Raw genomic sequence first — 16,162 nt, 5'->3', positions numbered from 1 at the left:
CGGGCGCGTCACTTCCGTAATCTTTCCGTGATCTCGCGAAGTCGTTTCGCACCAGCCCTGGTGCGGCAACGCGGGGTACCGCTTAATCGGAGCCTGGCTCCGAGCCGGGGAACCACGTTCTCTGGGGTGAATCTCCTAGGGCCGCTTGCGGTCTGCGGAGTAGGGCTGCTCTTCCCGGCCCGAACCCGTCAGCTAACTCGGTCAGCGGATAACAGGAAGAAGGAGATCCACTTCTGTGGGTAAACACAGATTGCAGCGCGAGTCGAGCGTAGGCCGCACAATGCGTGGGGCAGTCGTCGTCGGCGCAGTCGGTGCAGCGACGGTCGGAGGCGCTGCAATATCGGCCGCACCCGCATCGGCCGCGACGATCAACGTTCCAGGTATCGGTAACTTCGAGGTGCCAGACCTTCCGCAACTTCCGCAGTTCCCAGCCCCGCAGCTGCCGGACACGTTCAACTCGCTGCCCATGCCGTCGTTGCCGTCGCTTTCGGTTCCGAACAATTCGACAGTCGGCCAGCGTGCACTCGACGCCGCACGCACCAAGATCGGCGCCATGTACGCATGGGGCGGCACGGGTCCGTACGCGTTCGATTGCTCGGGCTTGGTCCAGTGGGCCTACCACCAGGCCGGCATCGACTTGCCGCGCACGTCGTACGAGCAGATGAACGTCGGCGCTCCGGTGTCGGAAGCGAACTTGCAGCCGGGCGACATCATCATCACCAACGGTGGCGGCCACGTCACGCTGTATGCGGGCAATGGCCAGATCCTGCACGCGTCGACTGCGGGGGAGCCGGTCAAGTACTCGCCGCTGTCCAGCCAAACGTTCTACGCCGCGCGTCGGATCTGAGCGGTACTAGGTAGCTAGCGAGGTTTCGCGACCTCGTAGCCACCTTGGTCATCGGTGCTCGTCACGACCACTGTTGCGTGTGAGCCAGAAATGTTGACCTTGCAGGTGACCGTCGCCCCTGCCTTTTCGTGCAGCGGGTCGGGGCAATCGGCAACTGCGTCTTTGGCGCGGAAACTATCGACCAGGACCTTCGCCACGCCGAGCTCGAGCGACTCTCTGTCGATCGCCGTCGTGGACGAATCAGCACCTGGCGCGGCTGTCGCCGATTCGGTGTGGTCCGATTTGTCGCACGCGACCGTCACACCGCCGAGCGATGCAGCGAGGGCGACCGCAACCAATGCGCGAACCTGCATGTTCCTCATGATCGGACCTTAACGCCGGGGTAGTCTCTTGCGGGCGAACGCTGGGCCTGCATGTCTACGATCGTCAAAGGTGTTTCAGCCGACCCATGGGGGTGTGCGAGCTTGGCGGATAGAAGGCGCGGCCCACGTTCCGGGACCCAATTCGGGCACTACCAGCTCGGGGATCTGCTCGGCAAAGGTGGGATGGGCGAGGTCTACGAGGCCTACGACACCGTCAAAGACCGGACGGTCGCGGTCAAACTGCTGTCCGAAGAACTCGCGAAGAACCAGCAATTCGAGGAACGGTTCCGACGGGAGTCACGCGCGGCAGCGCGGCTGCAGGAACCCCACGTCATCCCGATCCACGATTGGGGCGAGATCAACGGCGTCCTCTATATCGACATGCGATTGGTCGGCGGCGAAGACCTGCGCTCGGTGCTGCGGCGCGAAGGCACACTCGCCCCGGACCGCGCTGCAAAGATCATCGCGCAGATCGCGTCGGCCCTCGATGCCGCCCATGCCGACAACCTGGTGCACCGTGACGTCAAACCCGAGAACATCCTCGTCACCGGAGACGACTTTGCGTATCTGGTCGACTTCGGCATCGCCAACAACACGACCGACCCGGGGCTGACGTCGGTCGGCACCGCGATCGGCTCGTACGCGTACATGGCACCGGAGCGCTTCGATGTCGGGCAGACGACCAACCGTGCCGACATCTATTCCCTCGCTTGTGTTCTGCAGGAATGCCTGACCGGCAAGCCGCCGTTTCCGGCGGCGAATGTCAGCGTGCTGCTCATGGCGCACCTCAGTGAACCGCCGCCACCGCCGAGCAAACTTCGCCCCGGCCTGACGCCCGCCATCGACGCTGTGGTCGCGCGCGGGTTGGCCAAGAATCCTGCTGACCGCTACGCCTCGGCAGGTGAATTCGGGCATGCGGTCGTCGACGCGCTCGTCAGTCGTAGTTCGCCGACGGTCGTCCAGCCGAATCGGGTCGACCCTACACAGGTTGTGCAGCGGCCTGCGCCGGTTCCGACGCAGGCGTATTACGGCCCGCCGCAGCAGAATTGGCCACAACAGGCACCGCCACCTGCCCAGTACCCGCCGCCGCAACAACAACAGTCGAAGTCGTCGACCGTGCCGATCATGGTCGCGTTGTTGGTAGTCGCGATTCTCGCGCTCGGGGGAGTGGTCGGCTGGCTGCTGTTTTCGAAACCGAACAACGACAACTCGTCCAGGAGCGCCGGTACTACCAGCGCCGCGGTGCCGACCGGGGCGAACGGATCCGCAATCCCGACCACCCAGCCGCCGCCGGGCTTGACTTTGCCGCCCGGTGCAAACGAATGCCCGTCGGTCTACGGCCAAACCGGTGATTACCACAAGTCGGCGATGGGTAACGACAAGACGTCGTGCCCGTTCGCGGAGGAAGTGCGGTTCGCGTACGCCAGAGGCGCTCCGGGCCAATCGCGCGAGATCAAGGCGGTCAGTCCCGTGACACATACGGAGTACACGATGAGTTGTTCGGCGAGCGGGAAGCTCGTGACCTGCGTCGGCGGCGACAACGCGGTTGTGTATGTCTACTGACCGCAAAGCAGCGGCGATCAGCGCGACCGTTGCGGCCTTCCTTGTCCTGATCAGCTCGGGCTGCACCATCCCAGAACGCAATTCGGGCGATGCCTCTGCTGCGCCGACCAGTCCGGCGGTCGCAGCGCCGTCCTCGCCGGCAGCCTCTACGACTACGCAGGTTGCGTCGACGCTGAGTGAGAGCTTCGACGAATTGCGTTCCACCCTTGCGGGATCGGTCGGCGTCGCGATTGCCCCGGTCGGAACGGGCGCAGATGTGGTGACGCTCGGTGACTGGACGACAGGTCCGGCGTGGTCGACGATCAAGGTGCCGTTGGCGATCGCCGCTGTTCGCGAAGGTGACGCTGCTGCAACGACCTACGCGCAGCCCGCCATCACGCGCTCGGACAACGATGCGGCGGAACACCTGTGGGAACTGTTGGGTACGCCGCCCGTCGCAGCGAAGGCAGTGGCCGACGTCCTGAAGGAGGCGGGCGATACGACGACGACGGTGCAGCAGGAGAAAGTGCGGCCCGAATTTTCGGCGTTCGGCCAGACCCAGTGGTCGATGAGCGAACAAGTCCGATTCGCCGCCGACCTGCCGTGTCTTCCGCAGGCTGCGCCGATCATCGATTTGATGGGAATGATTGCGCTCGACCAACAGTGGGGATTATCGGCATTCGACGGTGCGAAGTACAAGGGCGGCTGGGGGCCTGACACTGCTGGGGGCTACTTGGTCCGTCAGCTGGGCGTGGTGAACTCGCCGTCAGGGCAGACCGCGATAGCGCTGGCGGTACAGCCGAAATCCGGCTCCTTCGCCGACGGCACGAAGATGATCAGTCAACTCGCGCAATGGCTCACGCAGCATTCAGCCGAGTTGCCTGGCGGCACTTGCCACTGAGCCGCCAGGCTGTCTCGTTGGTTAGCTGAGACCCTTCTTGATGGCTTCGGCTTGCCGTGTGCCGACGTCGGTCACACCTTCGAGCGGAACGACATCGCCCGGGGCGCTGTCGAATTCCAATGTCACGAACGCCTTGCCCTGCGTGAAGATGAGAACGGTGACGGCTTTCGAGCCATCGGGCGAAGTGCCCTGAACCACGGTGCCGCCGTCGCCGACAGTGGCAGATTCCGGTGTTCCGCCGGTGACGCTGGTCGACAACGCATCGCTGGCTGCTTCCAGCGCCTTCGTTGCGGACGCCTCGTCGGGCAGGATCAGAATCGAGTCACCGATTTCTCGGGTGTCGCCCTGGTTCGAGAAGAGCGCCGCGACGCCCGGGTGGCCGCCGGGGTTCGTGGTGGGTGTCTGCATGGTGAACGTGTCGCCGGGCGACTCGATGTCGCTCGCCTTGATCAGAAGCGTCGAGTAGTCCTTTGTTGCTGAAGCGGAGGTCGTTGCCGCTTTTGCGCTCGTGGTCGACTTCGACGACGAATCGTCCTTGTCCTTGCTGCACCCCGAGACGACGAGCGCGCCGATGGTCGCCGCGGTCACCGCCGCAAAGCCGATTTTCGTGATTTTCATATGTGAGTGTTCTCCGCCCGAATTGTGGTGTTGCTACGGCTTGTGAATGTGGCAGTTTTGCCTGGCGCCAGCAATGCTATTGCTCGTTCGATTGTGCTGCGCGGCAATTCGGGGTGAGTTGCACAGTTTGTGTAGCCGCTCCCGAATTGTCGGTATTTGTTGTCTGAACTGCCCGAATTTGAACTTCGCCGATCGGCCGGACGTATCAACAATCAGCGAACCGGCATAGAGATGGAACGGACAAAACGGACGAGCAAGGCACCCTAGGGTGAGGAAACGATATCCGTAAGTGGGAGGTCTTCGGCCAGTCCGAATAGGCAGGTTTCGCCGATGTGGGGGGTGTGGTCGGTAACGGACAGTTATTTGCATGACAACCGCGACAGAATCCACCGCTCGCCTCCGGGTCGTCTCGGACCACGAGCGCTGCTCCCCGAACTGTGCCCGCCTCTGCACCGACGAAGGAATGGCCGCAACCATGCGCGCCGATCGCGGTTTGCTTCTGTGGCGCGCCACGAACAGCCTCGGTGACGCTGGCCTCGCTGAACAGGCGGTGCAGGAGACGTTCCTTCGGGCGTGGAAAGGCTGCGCAAAATTCGACGATCGGCTCGGATCGGTGCGCTCGTGGCTGCTCGCGATTGCGCGCAACCTCGTCATCGACATCGCACGCAGCCGCGCCGTGCGTCCGGGCGATACCCACTGGGACGAGCTGGACGACGCGATCGGTTCCCGCACTACGATGATGGATTTCACTGAGGCGCTTGCCAATTCCTGGTACGTCGAGGAGCTCCTCGGGCAGCTGCCCGAATCGCAGCGCCAGGCGGTCGCACAGATCGTCGTGCACGAACGTCCCTACCAGGACGTTGCGGCAGAACTCGGCGTCCCGGTCGGCACCCTCAAGAGCCGCGTTCACTACGGCCTGCGGGCACTGCGCGGCCACCTCGCTACCGCAGCCTAGGCGCCTTAGGTAATTCTCCGATTTGTCCAAATTAGGCACCTGTTGCGGATGCGGCGCGCCTGTATGGACGAGAAGATTGAACATGAAACCGCAAGGCCGGCCCGCCGGCGGTTCCCTCTGCCAATCAAGGAGATTCGATGAAACGTCGAGGTCCGTTGCTGACGCTCGCGGCCGCGGCCGTGCTGGGCATCGTCCTGCTGTTGATCAACATATCGAAAGAGGACGAGCCATCGAAGCCTGCCGCCGCCGCGCAGTCGAGTTCGGTTGCTCCGTCGGCAACGGACACGCTGCCGCCTGCTGCGCCCGCCGCCATCCCGTTCCCCGCGAACGCGAACTACGAAGCCGAGATTTCGACCGCCACCGGAGTCATCACACTGTCCATCACGGTCGAAGGTGACAAAGCCGTCGCGTATGCCTGCGACGGGGCGAAGATCGAAACGTGGCTGAAAGGTAGTGCAGTCAGCGGTGTTCTCGACCTCACCGGTAAGGATTCCAAGCTCGACGGCCGCCACGACGGCTCGAAGGTGACCGGCACGTTGGTCATCGGGGAGAAGAGCTGGAAGTACGACGCTGTCCAGGTACAACCGCCTGCCGGGCTCTACGTCTACCAGGACGGCGGCACCCGGACCAGCTGGATCGTCAGCTCCGACGGCACGGTCACCGGAGTGCAGCGCGCGCCGAACGGTGCGACCTCCGCAGCACCGGGATTGAAGGACGGAAAGGCAGTCATCGACGGCAAGACCGTGACCGTCACGCAGGTGAGCGGAGCTGATCACGATGCCTTCTGAGGACGATGTGACCGTGGTTCGGGGGCAGGAGCCGGTCCAGCCGGCGTCGATGGGTGTGGTCCTGATCCCGCTCCTGGTCGGTGCGCTCGTCGCGGTCGGGCTGGGTGTGTTCGGGAAAGTGCACGATCCCCAGCTGTTTTCGATCAATATCGCGGGTTTCTCCGGGCCCGGCTACGTCAAGTCGTGGCTCGGGACGCTCGCTGCAGCGCTTGCAATCGGCCAAGTTCTGTCAGCGCTTGTGATGTACGGGAAGTTCCCCGGCGTCACGGCGCCCACCTGGATCGGTCCGGTCCATGTGTGGTCGGGCCGCCTCGCGGTGCTGGCAAGCATTCCGGTCGCTGTGCATTGTTTGTATGCGCTCGGTTTTCAAGATTTCGACACCCGTGTGCTGGCGCATTCGCTGTTCGGGTGCTTCTTCTACGGTGCATTCACGGCGAAGATGCTGCTGTTGTCTCGCAAAGGCGTGCCCGGTTGGGCTCTCCCGGTCGTCGGTGGATTGGTGTTCGCGGCGTTGATCGGCATCTGGTTGACGTCGTCTCTCTGGTTCTTCAGCAACAACGAAATTAAGTTCTAAACGAAACCGAACTTCGCCAGCCCCGAGCATCGGAGACAGTGTTATGCAACAAGACGACATCCAGGTCACCCGGCGTCAGGTGGTGGTCACGGCGGGTGCGGTTGCTGCCGCAGCCACCCTCGCCTCGTGTTCCACCTACGGAAAGAAGTCCGAAGACTCGACGCCGGCGACCAAGGCGCCGGTGGTCTCCGCGTCGCCGAACGCCTCGCCGCCGGCCAACGCCATCGCCAAGACGGCAGATATCCCGGTCGGCGGGGGCAAGATCTTCGACGACATCGTCGTCACGCAACCGACCGCCGGCGAGTTCATCGGCTTGTCCAATGTCTGCACCCACGCCGGATGCAAGGTTGCGAAGATTGCCGACGGCACGATCGATTGCCCGTGCCACGGAAGCAAGTTCAAGCTGGATGGAACGGTCGCGACCGGCCCCGCGACGAGCCCGCTACCGGGCAAAGCGATCGCGGTCCAGGGCGACTCGATCGTTCCCGCCTAACCTCCGTGCGCGTGTTTCACCCCTCCAGGGGTGAAACACGCGCACGGTTTTGGCGGAGCGCAACCGGCAACGGTTGCGTAACACCCTTCCCGCAGGGTTGTCAGAACGGTGCTCCTGTTGCGACAGTGAACTATCGGGACTGATGTTACTAACGGGAAGGGAGGCGGCGCGGCTGCTCTTGCGCGCCGATCCGTAATGAAGAAGAGCCTTATCACGGCTGGACTGTGCGTGGCGTTGGCGTCGTTCGTCGCGATGCCTGCGACGTCACACGCCGATCCGGCAGCGCCGGACATGAGTGACAAGCTCGTCGGCAAAACCATCTTTCTGGACCCTGGTCATCAAGGTACGAACCATTCTGAGAATCTCTCGCGCCCAGTCGACGACGGCCGTGGCGGCACCAAGGAATGCCAGACCACTGGCATGACGAGCATGAACGGAGTGCCCGAGCACACGATCAACTGGAAGGTATCCGAGCTGGTCAAGACGTCGCTGGAGAGCCTGGGTGCGAAGGTCGTGCTCAGCCGGGCCGACGATTCCGGTTGGGGCGGCTGCGTCGACGAGCGCGCGAAGGCGGCCAACGCCTCGGGTGCGAATCTGGCGGTCAGCATTCACGCTGACGGCGCACCGGCTGCCGACCACGGCTTCCACCTGATCATCCCGCAGCTGCCGATTCCACTCGCAGCGGCGAACGCGGCGCAGTCGAAGGACGGACTTGCGGCGTCGAAGGCGATCCGTGACGCCTACGTCAAATCTGGATTTTCGCCCGCCAACTACGCAGGTGCCGTCGACGGTCTGCAGACGCGGTCCGACGTGGCAGGTCCCGCGTTGACGACCGTGCCGCTCGCTTTCGTCGAAATGGGCAACGGCGCGAACAAGGATGACGCGGCGCTGCTGGAAGGTGGCGAAGGCCAGCTCAAGCATGCGATCGCGATCACGACGGGCATCGTGACCTACCTGCTCGGTCCGAACCCGGGAACCACCGTGGTGCGTGGCACGCCGCCGGATACGACGGCGACGGAACCGGACGCGACCGAGACGGACACCACCGCGCCAAGCACGAAGCCGAAGACGACCAAGCCCAAGACCACCAAGCCGAAGACGACAAAGCCTGGCACTGCGAAGCCGAAGGCGTCGACACCCGATTCGGCATCGACCGACTCGGTCGTCGATATGCTCCAGCCGCTACTGGGCGCGCTCGGCATCCCGGGTGCGGACGCCCTCGTCAACCCGACCACCGTCGGCTTGGCGGGCGACCTGGCGAGTCAGTTACTCGATCTAGGGATCGGGGCGTTGTCGAAGGCCGGCAACTAAGCGCTACCGAGGAATTCAGCGAGAGCCCTGCCGACTTCGGCGGGGCTCTCGACCTGTGGGTAGTGCCCGGCTGCGGGCGCATCGTCGAGGACCGTGAACGTCGCGGTCGGGATGCGGACCCGCAGCCTTTCCAACACGTGGCCGCCGCTGATCGGATCTGCCGGACCCCACACGAAAAGCGTGGGGCCTGCATACTTCTCCAGCGCGGCCTGCCAGCGGTCCTTGTTTTCACGGCGCTCGTCGATATAGCGCAATAGCGCGTGCTGCACGCGACGCCCGTTGTTTTGCGACATCGAAATCCACATTTCGTGCAGAATTTCGTCCGACACCGGACGCCCGAGAATTTTGCGCAACGACGCTGTGAAAGTGCGCTCCGTGGCAGCCAATGCGAGCACTGCACCGACGGGGCTGTGCAGGAGCCGCTGAATTGCGATCGGTCGGTGCAAGTCCGGGTACAGACCGCCGTTCATCCAGGTCATCCTGGTTATGCGGCTGGAGTCGCGGGCAAGCAGTTCCTGGCCGACGCTGACGCCGTAATCGTGGGCGACCAAGGCAGTCGTGGTGATGCCCAGCTCGGCCCAGACCGATTCGACTATCGTCGCTTGTTCGATGAGCGAGTAGGAGTGGCCGACCGGCTTGTCGCTGTTGCCGAACCCCAGGAAGTCGAGCGTGGTGACGCGGCAACCAGCGTCGGTGAGGTACGGCATGACGAGCGCCCAGTCCTCCGACGATGTCGGAAACCCGTGCAGCAGGGTGACCGGTACGCCGTCGTCGGGGCCGTGTTGCTTGACGTGGATGTTGTGGCCGTCGATCTGCATGCGTGGCACGTTAACCCCGTGCGCGCGTCTCACCCCCACAGGGGTAAAAATCACGCACAGTTATTTGACGAGGGCGCGTTCCATCTTCCGGCGGACCGGACCGATGCGGCCGATCAACTTCATCCCGGACCGCATTCCAGCCAGTGCTACCCGGTTGTCTTTGACAGCGTTGCGGAGGTTGCGATCGGCCTGGCCAACGTACTTGAAGGCGAAGTCGCGCATGTGGGCTTCGTAGTTCCCGACACCCGACAGCAGGTCGATCTCGCCGTTGTCGACGCGAATAAGCTGTTCGCGCAACGTATCCGCGTCGACGAGTGCGGTGTTTGCGCCGGCTCCGGCGGTCGGCGGCATCGCATGGATCGCATCGCCGAGCACTGTGACGTTCGACGGCTGCCACGGTTGCGGCTTCACCGACGACCGAAGGGGAAGCAAGGCGACGGTGTCGGGCGAGGTCCGAGCGACGAGTTCGCGCAGGTTCGGGTGCCAGCCCTGGATACGGTCGGCGACGATGTCCTTCAGGGCCGCCGGCGTCGCACTCTCCAGCGACTCTTGGCCGCCGAACCGCTCCCAGGTCGCGATGACGTTCCACATGATGTAGTCGCGAGTGTTGTCGAACAAGATTCCGGCGCTGCTGTTTTCGGTGTCGATCGTGGTGCCGAAGCGGTGCGCGGCCGCGAATCCGGACAGTCCGCCGGGTGCGAAGATCATGGTGCCGCCAGCGCCGAACTGCCATGGCAGCAGATTCTCCGTGGCGCTGTCGAGCGGAATCTTGCCCGCGATCGCGATCGCGCCGAGGTCGACGCGGCCAGCGTCCGGGAGGTACTGGCGCTGGACGCGCGAGCTAGTGCCGTCGGCGCCGACGAGTAGGTCCGCGGTGGCCGTCGTGCCATCGGTGAAGTAGGCGGTCACTCCGTCGGCAGTCGTTTCGTAGCGCTCGAAGGCCTTGTCGAAGTGTGTGTGTTCCTCGAGGCCTTTGAGTAGGACGCTGCGAAAGGTGATGCGGCTGACGGACTTATAGCTTTCGACTGGATCGGTGACGTCGACACCGACCTCCTCGGTATCGAGTGTGAGCAGCGGGTCCAGTTCCTCGGAGAAGAACGACAGGCAGCGGTTCGGCGCCCCAGTCGTCTCGACGAACAAGGCGTACAGATCGGGGGAGAGGCAATTGTTCAGAGCCCGACAGCCGAATGGTGCGATGTGAATTCTGTAGCCCTGCAACCGACCTGTGCTGCTGCGATCGCGTTCGTACACGTCGACCTCGATGCCCGCGTTCTGCAATCCCTGCGCCAGTGCAAGGCCGCCGAGCCCGGCGCCGATGACGATGACCTTCATTTCCAGAATCCTTTCGAGTTATCACGGCCGAGACGCCCCGGTCGCCGGGCGGAATCGCCCTGCTGGCTCCACGCCTCGGTGAGGCGAGTGAGAGCTGTTGTGAGGGTGACGATGTCGGATCGCGACCAATCGGAGAGAACGGCTTTCGACGCCTCGACGCCGCCTTGGTCGAACTGGTCCAGCGCGGCGCGGCCCTGGTCGGTGATGGCCACCAGCGAAGAGCGGCGGTCGCCGGGATTGCCGGAGACGGTGACGAATTCGGCTTCGACGAGCGCCTGCAGGTGTCGCGAGACCGACGAAGGAACCAGGTCCAGCTCTTCGGCTATCTCGGTCGGCCGGATCTCGCCATGTGCGGCAACGGCATTGAGAATTCCATAGCGGGCCGGATCGATCACTCGACTGAAGCCGCGGTGGAACTGTTCCGTCACACGCCAGAGTGCCGCGTTGAGGTCCTTCAACTCCTGATTAGTTGCTTCCATGTAGCAAATATAAATTACTTGCTACTTGGAAGCAACTACTTGTGGTTGTGAGTGAATTTAACCCCTGTGCGGGTGAGACGCGCGCACGGGAGCAGAGGCCGCATCCACCAACGTCGTGGCGGCGGCAAGAGCTGCGCGGGCCACCAGTATCGGGTCGCGCATCTGCGCCTGAGCGATCGCGCCGTCGAACAGCAAGGCAAGCTGGTCGGCGAAATCGTCGGGATCGGCAATCCCAGCTTCGGTTGCGAGCCTGCTGAATTGGTCGCGCGTAGCGGTCTTGTGCCGCCGCGCGACCGCTCGTGCAGGATGGCCCGGATCGGCCAGTTCCAGGCTCGCGTTCATAAACGGGCAGCCGCGAAAGCTTCGGCTCGTGAACCACGGTTCCAGCATTCGAAAGCCGGCAAGGAGTCGGTCGCGCGGTGTGTCACCGGACGAGGTGGCCATCGTCAGGAGGGCCTGTGCGGGCTCGTCGCGTGCCTCGAGTACTGCGACAACGAGGTCGTCCTTGGTGGCGAAGTGGCGATAGAGCGTCATTTTGCTGACGTTCGCCTCGGCGGCGACACGGTCGACGCCAACCGCGCGAATTCCTTCGCGGTAGAACAGCTTCGACGCCGTAGCTAGTACGCGCTCGCGCGGTTTCACGGCGTGAAGATCAGCTTGACGTAGTCGTGCGCAGTGAGCGCTTCGGCTGCGTCGTCGAAGGAGACGGTCTGGGTGGTTACCGGCGACGGATCGAAGCTGCCGTCGGCAAGCAGTTCGAGCACCCGTGGGGCGTCGCGACGGGCGTGAATGCGGCCGGTCTGGAACGTCGAAATCTGGGTGTACATCGTCAGCAACGGGAATTTCGGCACGGCGTTGGGGTCGAAGTACAACGCGGTCGACGTGCAGATCCCATCGCGGTCAAGGCTTTCGAGCGCCAACGCTAAGCCTCGTGGGTTGCTCGACGCGTCGACGGTGATCGGGTAGCGGCGGTCCGCGCGGTCGGGAATGTGGTCGAGCGTCGTCGCCCCGTATGCCTCGGCGAGGGCGCGTCGGCGCGCATCGGCGTCGATGTACAGGACGCGTTCGCTGCCCAGCGCGATCGCCTGCGCTGCCGCATAGACACCGATCGAGCCGGACGACGCGCCGCCGACGATGAGCACCGGCGCGCCAGGGCGCTCGGCCAGCGCAGGCCCGACCGCGCGGTACGCGTCGGTGAGGTTGTCGGACGTGCCCGCCGCCGCCTCGGGTGAGACGCCGTTCGGAACGGGCACCAGCATCGCGTCTGCATACGGCACCTTGATGCGGTCCGCGAGGAACCCGCCCCACCGAGTTCCGGCCTCCCCGAAACCGAACCCGTAGGTCGACGCGAAGGGTGCGGTGGAGCAGCTACCGCTGCGGCCTTGTACGCACGCAGGGCAAGTGCCGCAACTGATTTGGAATGGAACGACGACGCGATCGCCCGGGCGAACGCTGGTGACGCCGTCGCCGACCTCGACCACCTCGCCCACACCCTCGTGACCGAGCACGAACGGTGCCTGGAACGGGGAACGACCGCGCACGATCGTGTCGTCGAGATCGCACGTTGCAACGGCGAGCGGCCGGACGATTGCTTCGACCGCCGCGTCGATTGTCGGGTCCGGGACCTCGCGCCACTCGAGGCTGTTCCGTCCGAGGTAGGTCAGTGCTCGCATGACGATACTGTACCGTTCTGTATCGTTTCTGCCTAGACCGCTATGGAATACTCGTCGGAATGACGCCGATTCCCGTCATCATCGTCGCCGGTTTCCTCGGCTCCGGTAAGACGACGCTGCTCAACCACCTTCTGCGCAACAGCGGCAGCGCCCGAATCGGCGTGGTGGTAAACGATTTCGGCGCCATCAACATCGACTCGATGCTGGTCGCGGGCCAGGTCGATTCGATGGTGTCGCTGGGCGGCGGGTGTGTCTGTTGCGCTGTGGACGTGAGCGAACTCGATGAACTGTTCGACAAATTGGCACACCCGAACTCCGAGATCGACGTCATCATTGTCGAGGCGAGTGGTCTGGCGGAGCCGAAGAATCTCATTCGGATGGTCGTCGGCAGCGCGAACAAACACATCACCTACGGCGGGCTGGTCGAGGTGGTCGATGCGGTCGAATTCGACGCGACACGGACCCGTCATCCTGAAGTTGCCCAGCAACTGCGCCTCGCCGACCTGGTTATCGTGAACAAGGCGGATCGGGCACCCGCTAGCGTCGCGTCGTTGGTCAACGAGGTCCGGCGGTTGGTCGGCCAGATTCCGGTGGTCGCGACTACCAACGCGCGCATAGACCCGACGTTGCTGTTCGATCGTCCGAAGCGTCAGAAGGAGATCGGCGCGCAGCTGACACTCGACGATATCCTGCGCGACGATCACGACCATTCCGCCGAGAATCATCGGCATTTGCACGACGAGTACGAAAGCGTCTCGTTCGCATCGACCGCGCCGCTCGACCCACGCGCCCTACTCGAATTGCTCGAAGACCCACCGCCCGGCCTGTTCCGAGCCAAGGGCTTCGTTGCCTTCGCGGCCCGCGGCGAGAATCGAAAGTTCCTCTTGCACAAGGTCGGTCGATACATCCGATTCACGCCGATGCGCTGGGCGAAAGGCGAGCAGCGCGGCAGCCAGTTGGTCCTGATCGGAACGGGGCTGGACGTCGACGCAGCACTGGAGCGCCTCGCCGCGACCGTCCACGACGACGCCGAACCACTGCACCCGCAAACGATGCTCGGTATCGGCGTCTACGTGTGAGGCGGCGCCATGAAGGCGATCCGCAGTAGTGAACGGACGAAGTCACGCAGTGAGTCCTCGTCCGGAGTTTCGATGACGCCCTGGGTGACGATCAGCGACGAGATGATCCGAAACGCCCACTCCGAGATGGCTTTCGGATCTACCGTGGACAGCTCGTCGGGTGTGAACAGGCGCTCGAAATGCGGCGTCATCAGCCCTGACGTCAGCGCGACGATCGGCCCCGACCGCACGGTGAACCAGGGGAGCACCAGCTCTGGATGATCCCGCAATCCTTTCTGCAGCACCTCGTGATTGCGTGCGTACTGCACCGTGAAGACGATCGCGTCGACGAATCGAATCTCGAGGTTGCTGTGTTCGTCGCGCAGGACGGCATCGAGCACGACGAAGAACTTGTTCACTTCGCGTTGGAACAGCGCTTCCACAATCGCAGCTTGGTCGCCGACGTACTTGTAGACGGTCGGCCGCGAAAACCCGGACCGCTCGGCGATGCGCGCATGCAGTCGCGCGTCGTAACCGAGTTCGAGGACGCACGACTCCGCCGCGTCGAGGATTCGGTCGCGGATCGACTCCGATTCCACTTCGTTGGCCGAGGTCACAAGACAAATGCTGTCACAGGGGGTGGGTTCCTTGACGGACCGTCGGCTGCCGTTTACGTTTTGAGATGAAACGGCAACGGGGCCGAGGAAGGGGTTCTCATGACGCAATCCGCCAAGTCGCTCGATCGCGAGACCGTCGCGGACCGCTTACTCAAAGGGTCGATCAAGCGCTCGTACGCGCCGGTCGTTGATATCGACTGGGCTGCGCCGCTCGACGAAGGAAAGTACTTCCTGCCGCCACAAGTGCTTTCGCTGTATGGGACGCCGATGTGGGAGTCGATGACGGAACCGCAGCGAATCGAACTGTCGCGCCAAGAGGCTGCGAATATCTTGAGCGTCGGTATCTGGTTCGAGAACATCCTCAATCAGTCGTTGCTTCGGACGCTCCTGCACACGGACCCGAGCTCGCTGCACACCCGCTACATACTGACCGAGATGGGTGACGAGTGCAGGCACATGACGATGTTCGGCCGCGCGATCGAACAGATGGGGGCAATGCCGTACAAACTGCGCGGCTACCAGGCAGTAGGTGTGAACGTTCTGCCCAAGTTGTTCCGCGGCACCATGCTGTGGGTCGCGGCGCTGATCGGCGAGGAGATCTTCGACGCAACCCAACGGCGAACCCTCGACGACCCGCAGTTGCAGCCGATGATCAAGCGGCTCATGCAAATTCACGTCACCGAGGAGGCGCGGCATATCAGATTCGCCCGCGAGGGTGTGCGCCGCCGGGTAGCCGAGAGCCACCCGATCGAACGGCTCTGGGTCGGGTCCGTCAACGGCGTGGGCGGGCTGCTGTTTCGGCGCCTGTTCACCAATCCGGTGATGTACCGCCGAGCGGGCCTGGACAGTCGCGAGGCCCGGCGGCAAGCATGGGCAAATCCACACTTTCGTGAGGTCCAGAGGAGCGGATTCGCTAGTCTCGCAGCATTTCTCGATGAGAACGGCATGCTGAGGCTGCCCTCGCGCGTGATGTGGCGGCGCGGAGGATTTCTGTGACCGCGGCCGACCCTGACGTGCTTGTCGTCGGCGCCGGATTCGCTGTGCTGTCCATGGTGACGAAGCTGAAAGATGCTGGGCAGCACAACTTTGCCGTTCTCGACGATGCCGATTCTTTCGAATTCGACGAATCGAAGGATCGGTGGAGGGTCCGGGCCGCAGGGGGCGACGCGCACAACGCACGGGTGGTGGTCGTCGGCTCCGAGGTGTCAGATCGCGTTGTCGGGCGCGGCGGGATGGAGCCTTACCTCGGTGTGGCCGTGGCGGGATTTCCGAACCTCTTCGTGCTAAGTAACCCGATCGAGGTCAAGGCGCACTACATCGTCGAGTGTCTGCGGATGATGCACGCGCAGGGCGCCACCCGCATCGAGGTTCGGGCCGGTGCGCAGCGCGAATTCAATCGGCTGATCCGTCAGGGCAAGTTCCGGCGCAAGACGCGCGGTCCACACCCGAGCAGTTTCGAGCTGAGCAACATTGCCGAACGGGAACCCGATGCCGAGTACAGCGGTCGGGCGTTGTTGTCGGCCGGCGCTCAGATCGCACCGGTGCAGGTCCATCTGAGCGGGCATTTCGAACCCCTCGACGGCAATTACCACTGGTACGGCCGCGTCGTCGGCGATGTGCGGGACTTCAAGAAGCCCAACGGTTCTCCGCTGTATCTCACCATCGAAGGCGGTCCGCAGACGCCGACCTCGCTCGCCGAGGAAGATCCGTGGGGCAACTTCCGAATCACGGGAATCGGCGCGCCGCCCTACGCAACTGTGCGTGAGTTTGGCCCCTAGAGGGGTCAAACTCACG

19 protein-coding genes and 1 riboswitch are annotated in these 16,162 nt (G+C 63.7%); of the genes, 11 read left to right on the top strand and 8 right to left on the bottom strand.

What is annotated here, in order from left to right:
- Positions 1 to 69: 69 nt before the first annotated feature.
- Positions 70 to 223: riboswitch (cyclic di-AMP (ydaO/yuaA leader) on the top strand.
- Between the two features lie 12 nt (positions 224 to 235).
- Positions 236 to 847 carry a C40 family peptidase gene (locus tag FGL95_RS05625; protein ID WP_338079715.1) on the top strand — a complete coding sequence of 204 codons (612 nt, stop codon included), beginning with the start codon at positions 236 to 238 and terminating at the stop codon, positions 845 to 847.
- Positions 848 to 861: 14 nt separating this feature from the next.
- Here FGL95_RS05625 and FGL95_RS05620 read toward each other — a convergent pair whose 3' ends face one another.
- On the bottom strand, positions 862 to 1,209 hold the full coding sequence (locus FGL95_RS05620) for a DUF4333 domain-containing protein (protein WP_169585148.1): 348 nt from the start codon (positions 1,207 to 1,209) through the stop codon (positions 862 to 864).
- 51 nt (positions 1,210 to 1,260) lie between these two features.
- Between FGL95_RS05620 and FGL95_RS05615 the strand changes: the two genes are divergently transcribed.
- Together FGL95_RS05615 and FGL95_RS05610 are read left to right on the top strand one after the other, a co-directional pair.
- Positions 1,261 to 2,772 carry a serine/threonine-protein kinase gene (locus FGL95_RS05615; RefSeq protein WP_169585147.1) on the top strand — a complete coding sequence of 504 codons (1,512 nt, stop codon included), beginning with the start codon at positions 1,261 to 1,263 and terminating at the stop codon, positions 2,770 to 2,772.
- Positions 2,762 to 3,652: a serine hydrolase gene (locus FGL95_RS05610; RefSeq protein WP_206071445.1), complete on the top strand. Its 891-nt coding sequence runs from the start codon at positions 2,762 to 2,764 to the stop codon at positions 3,650 to 3,652. The genes FGL95_RS05615 and FGL95_RS05610 overlap by 11 nt, the downstream gene beginning before the upstream one ends.
- 21 nt (positions 3,653 to 3,673) lie before the next feature.
- Here the strand turns inward: FGL95_RS05610 and FGL95_RS05605 are convergent, their stop codons facing one another.
- Positions 3,674 to 4,270 carry a hypothetical protein gene (locus tag FGL95_RS05605; RefSeq protein ID WP_169585146.1) on the bottom strand — a complete coding sequence of 199 codons (597 nt, stop codon included), beginning with the start codon at positions 4,268 to 4,270 and terminating at the stop codon, positions 3,674 to 3,676.
- Positions 4,271 to 4,637: 367 nt separating this feature from the next.
- Here FGL95_RS05605 and FGL95_RS05600 point away from each other — a divergent pair, with 367 nt between their 5' ends.
- The 5 genes from FGL95_RS05600 to FGL95_RS05580 all read left to right on the top strand — a co-directional run bounded on the left by FGL95_RS05600 (position 4,638) and on the right by FGL95_RS05580 (position 8,391).
- Positions 4,638 to 5,225, top strand: coding sequence for an RNA polymerase sigma factor (locus FGL95_RS05600; RefSeq protein WP_169585145.1), 588 nt, complete (start codon positions 4,638 to 4,640; stop codon positions 5,223 to 5,225).
- Between the two features lie 137 nt (positions 5,226 to 5,362).
- Entirely contained in the window at positions 5,363 to 6,013 is a 651-nt protein-coding gene (locus tag FGL95_RS05595; protein WP_169585144.1) for a hypothetical protein, read from the top strand.
- Positions 6,003 to 6,587 carry a DUF6529 family protein gene (locus FGL95_RS05590; RefSeq protein WP_420838015.1) on the top strand — a complete coding sequence of 195 codons (585 nt, stop codon included), beginning with the start codon at positions 6,003 to 6,005 and terminating at the stop codon, positions 6,585 to 6,587. The genes FGL95_RS05595 and FGL95_RS05590 overlap by 11 nt, the downstream gene beginning before the upstream one ends.
- Before the next feature lie 43 nt (positions 6,588 to 6,630).
- Complete coding sequence (locus FGL95_RS05585) at positions 6,631 to 7,080, top strand: Rieske (2Fe-2S) protein (protein ID WP_206071444.1); 450 nt, start codon at positions 6,631 to 6,633, stop codon at positions 7,078 to 7,080.
- Positions 7,081 to 7,275: 195 nt separating this feature from the next.
- Positions 7,276 to 8,391 (top strand): N-acetylmuramoyl-L-alanine amidase, encoded by a 1,116-nt coding sequence (locus FGL95_RS05580; RefSeq protein ID WP_169585143.1) that lies wholly within the window; start codon positions 7,276 to 7,278, stop codon positions 8,389 to 8,391.
- Here FGL95_RS05580 and FGL95_RS05575 read toward each other — a convergent pair.
- The 5 genes from FGL95_RS05575 to FGL95_RS05555 are packed head-to-tail and all read right to left on the bottom strand — an operon-like array spanning position 8,388 to position 12,693.
- Positions 8,388 to 9,209, bottom strand: a complete 822-nt coding sequence (locus FGL95_RS05575) for an alpha/beta fold hydrolase (protein ID WP_169585142.1) — start codon at positions 9,207 to 9,209, stop codon at positions 8,388 to 8,390. The two genes, FGL95_RS05580 and FGL95_RS05575, sit on opposite strands and share 4 nt — an antisense overlap.
- A gap of 60 nt (positions 9,210 to 9,269) precedes the next feature.
- Positions 9,270 to 10,541: an FAD-dependent oxidoreductase gene (locus FGL95_RS05570; protein WP_169585141.1), complete on the bottom strand. Its 1,272-nt coding sequence runs from the start codon at positions 10,539 to 10,541 to the stop codon at positions 9,270 to 9,272.
- Positions 10,538 to 11,020, bottom strand: a complete 483-nt coding sequence (locus FGL95_RS05565) for a MarR family winged helix-turn-helix transcriptional regulator (RefSeq protein WP_169585140.1) — start codon at positions 11,018 to 11,020, stop codon at positions 10,538 to 10,540. Before FGL95_RS05565 ends, FGL95_RS05570 begins: the two co-directional genes overlap by 4 nt.
- 57 nt (positions 11,021 to 11,077) lie before the next feature.
- Positions 11,078 to 11,662, bottom strand: coding sequence for a TetR family transcriptional regulator (locus tag FGL95_RS05560; protein ID WP_169585139.1), 585 nt, complete (start codon positions 11,660 to 11,662; stop codon positions 11,078 to 11,080).
- Complete coding sequence (locus FGL95_RS05555; RefSeq protein WP_169585138.1) at positions 11,659 to 12,693, bottom strand: zinc-dependent alcohol dehydrogenase; 1,035 nt, start codon at positions 12,691 to 12,693, stop codon at positions 11,659 to 11,661. Before FGL95_RS05555 ends, FGL95_RS05560 begins: the two co-directional genes overlap by 4 nt.
- A 59-nt stretch (positions 12,694 to 12,752) precedes the next feature.
- Here FGL95_RS05555 and FGL95_RS05550 point away from each other — a divergent pair, with 59 nt between their 5' ends.
- Positions 12,753 to 13,772: a CobW family GTP-binding protein gene (locus tag FGL95_RS05550; RefSeq protein ID WP_169585137.1), complete on the top strand. Its 1,020-nt coding sequence runs from the start codon at positions 12,753 to 12,755 to the stop codon at positions 13,770 to 13,772.
- On the opposite strand, the gene FGL95_RS05545 is transcribed toward FGL95_RS05550, so the two are convergent.
- Entirely contained in the window at positions 13,763 to 14,368 is a 606-nt protein-coding gene (locus FGL95_RS05545; protein WP_169585136.1) for a TetR family transcriptional regulator, read from the bottom strand. The two genes, FGL95_RS05550 and FGL95_RS05545, sit on opposite strands and share 10 nt — an antisense overlap.
- A 99-nt stretch (positions 14,369 to 14,467) precedes the next feature.
- Here FGL95_RS05545 and FGL95_RS05540 point away from each other — a divergent pair, with 99 nt between their 5' ends.
- Positions 14,468 to 15,364, top strand: a complete 897-nt coding sequence (locus tag FGL95_RS05540) for an AurF N-oxygenase family protein (protein WP_169585135.1) — start codon at positions 14,468 to 14,470, stop codon at positions 15,362 to 15,364.
- Positions 15,361 to 16,146 carry a DUF4873 domain-containing protein gene (locus FGL95_RS32860; RefSeq protein WP_169585134.1) on the top strand — a complete coding sequence of 262 codons (786 nt, stop codon included), beginning with the start codon at positions 15,361 to 15,363 and terminating at the stop codon, positions 16,144 to 16,146. Before FGL95_RS05540 ends, FGL95_RS32860 begins: the two co-directional genes overlap by 4 nt.
- Positions 16,147 to 16,162 lie beyond the last annotated feature (16 nt).

Source organism: Antrihabitans stalactiti (assembly GCF_012932915.1).
In the GTDB taxonomy this organism is placed as follows: Bacteria; Actinomycetota; Actinomycetes; order Mycobacteriales; family Mycobacteriaceae; genus Antrihabitans; species Antrihabitans stalactiti.
Note: the sequence above shows the minus strand (reverse complement) of the source record. Positions and strands in the feature narration are given on the sequence as shown.

Coding starts and splice junctions, on each gene's coding strand:
- FGL95_RS05575 (WP_169585142.1), bottom strand. CDS start 9,209: ATGCAGATCGACGGCCACAACATCCACGTCAAGCAACACGGCCCCGAC.
- FGL95_RS05615 (WP_169585147.1), top strand. CDS start 1,261: ATGTCTACGATCGTCAAAGGTGTTTCAGCCGACCCATGGGGGTGTGCG.
- FGL95_RS05555 (WP_169585138.1), bottom strand. CDS start 12,693: ATGCGAGCACTGACCTACCTCGGACGGAACAGCCTCGAGTGGCGCGAG.
- FGL95_RS05540 (WP_169585135.1), top strand. CDS start 14,468: ATGACGCAATCCGCCAAGTCGCTCGATCGCGAGACCGTCGCGGACCGC.
- FGL95_RS05605 (WP_169585146.1), bottom strand. CDS start 4,270: ATGAAAATCACGAAAATCGGCTTTGCGGCGGTGACCGCGGCGACCATC.
- FGL95_RS05610 (WP_206071445.1), top strand. CDS start 2,762: ATGTCTACTGACCGCAAAGCAGCGGCGATCAGCGCGACCGTTGCGGCC.
- FGL95_RS05580 (WP_169585143.1), top strand. CDS start 7,276: ATGAAGAAGAGCCTTATCACGGCTGGACTGTGCGTGGCGTTGGCGTCG.
- FGL95_RS05565 (WP_169585140.1), bottom strand. CDS start 11,020: ATGGAAGCAACTAATCAGGAGTTGAAGGACCTCAACGCGGCACTCTGG.
- FGL95_RS05550 (WP_169585137.1), top strand. CDS start 12,753: ATGACGCCGATTCCCGTCATCATCGTCGCCGGTTTCCTCGGCTCCGGT.
- FGL95_RS05570 (WP_169585141.1), bottom strand. CDS start 10,541: ATGAAGGTCATCGTCATCGGCGCCGGGCTCGGCGGCCTTGCACTGGCG.
- FGL95_RS05585 (WP_206071444.1), top strand. CDS start 6,631: ATGCAACAAGACGACATCCAGGTCACCCGGCGTCAGGTGGTGGTCACG.
- FGL95_RS05600 (WP_169585145.1), top strand. CDS start 4,638: ATGACAACCGCGACAGAATCCACCGCTCGCCTCCGGGTCGTCTCGGAC.
- FGL95_RS05590 (WP_420838015.1), top strand. CDS start 6,003: ATGCCTTCTGAGGACGATGTGACCGTGGTTCGGGGGCAGGAGCCGGTC.
- FGL95_RS05595 (WP_169585144.1), top strand. CDS start 5,363: ATGAAACGTCGAGGTCCGTTGCTGACGCTCGCGGCCGCGGCCGTGCTG.
- FGL95_RS05620 (WP_169585148.1), bottom strand. CDS start 1,209: ATGAGGAACATGCAGGTTCGCGCATTGGTTGCGGTCGCCCTCGCTGCA.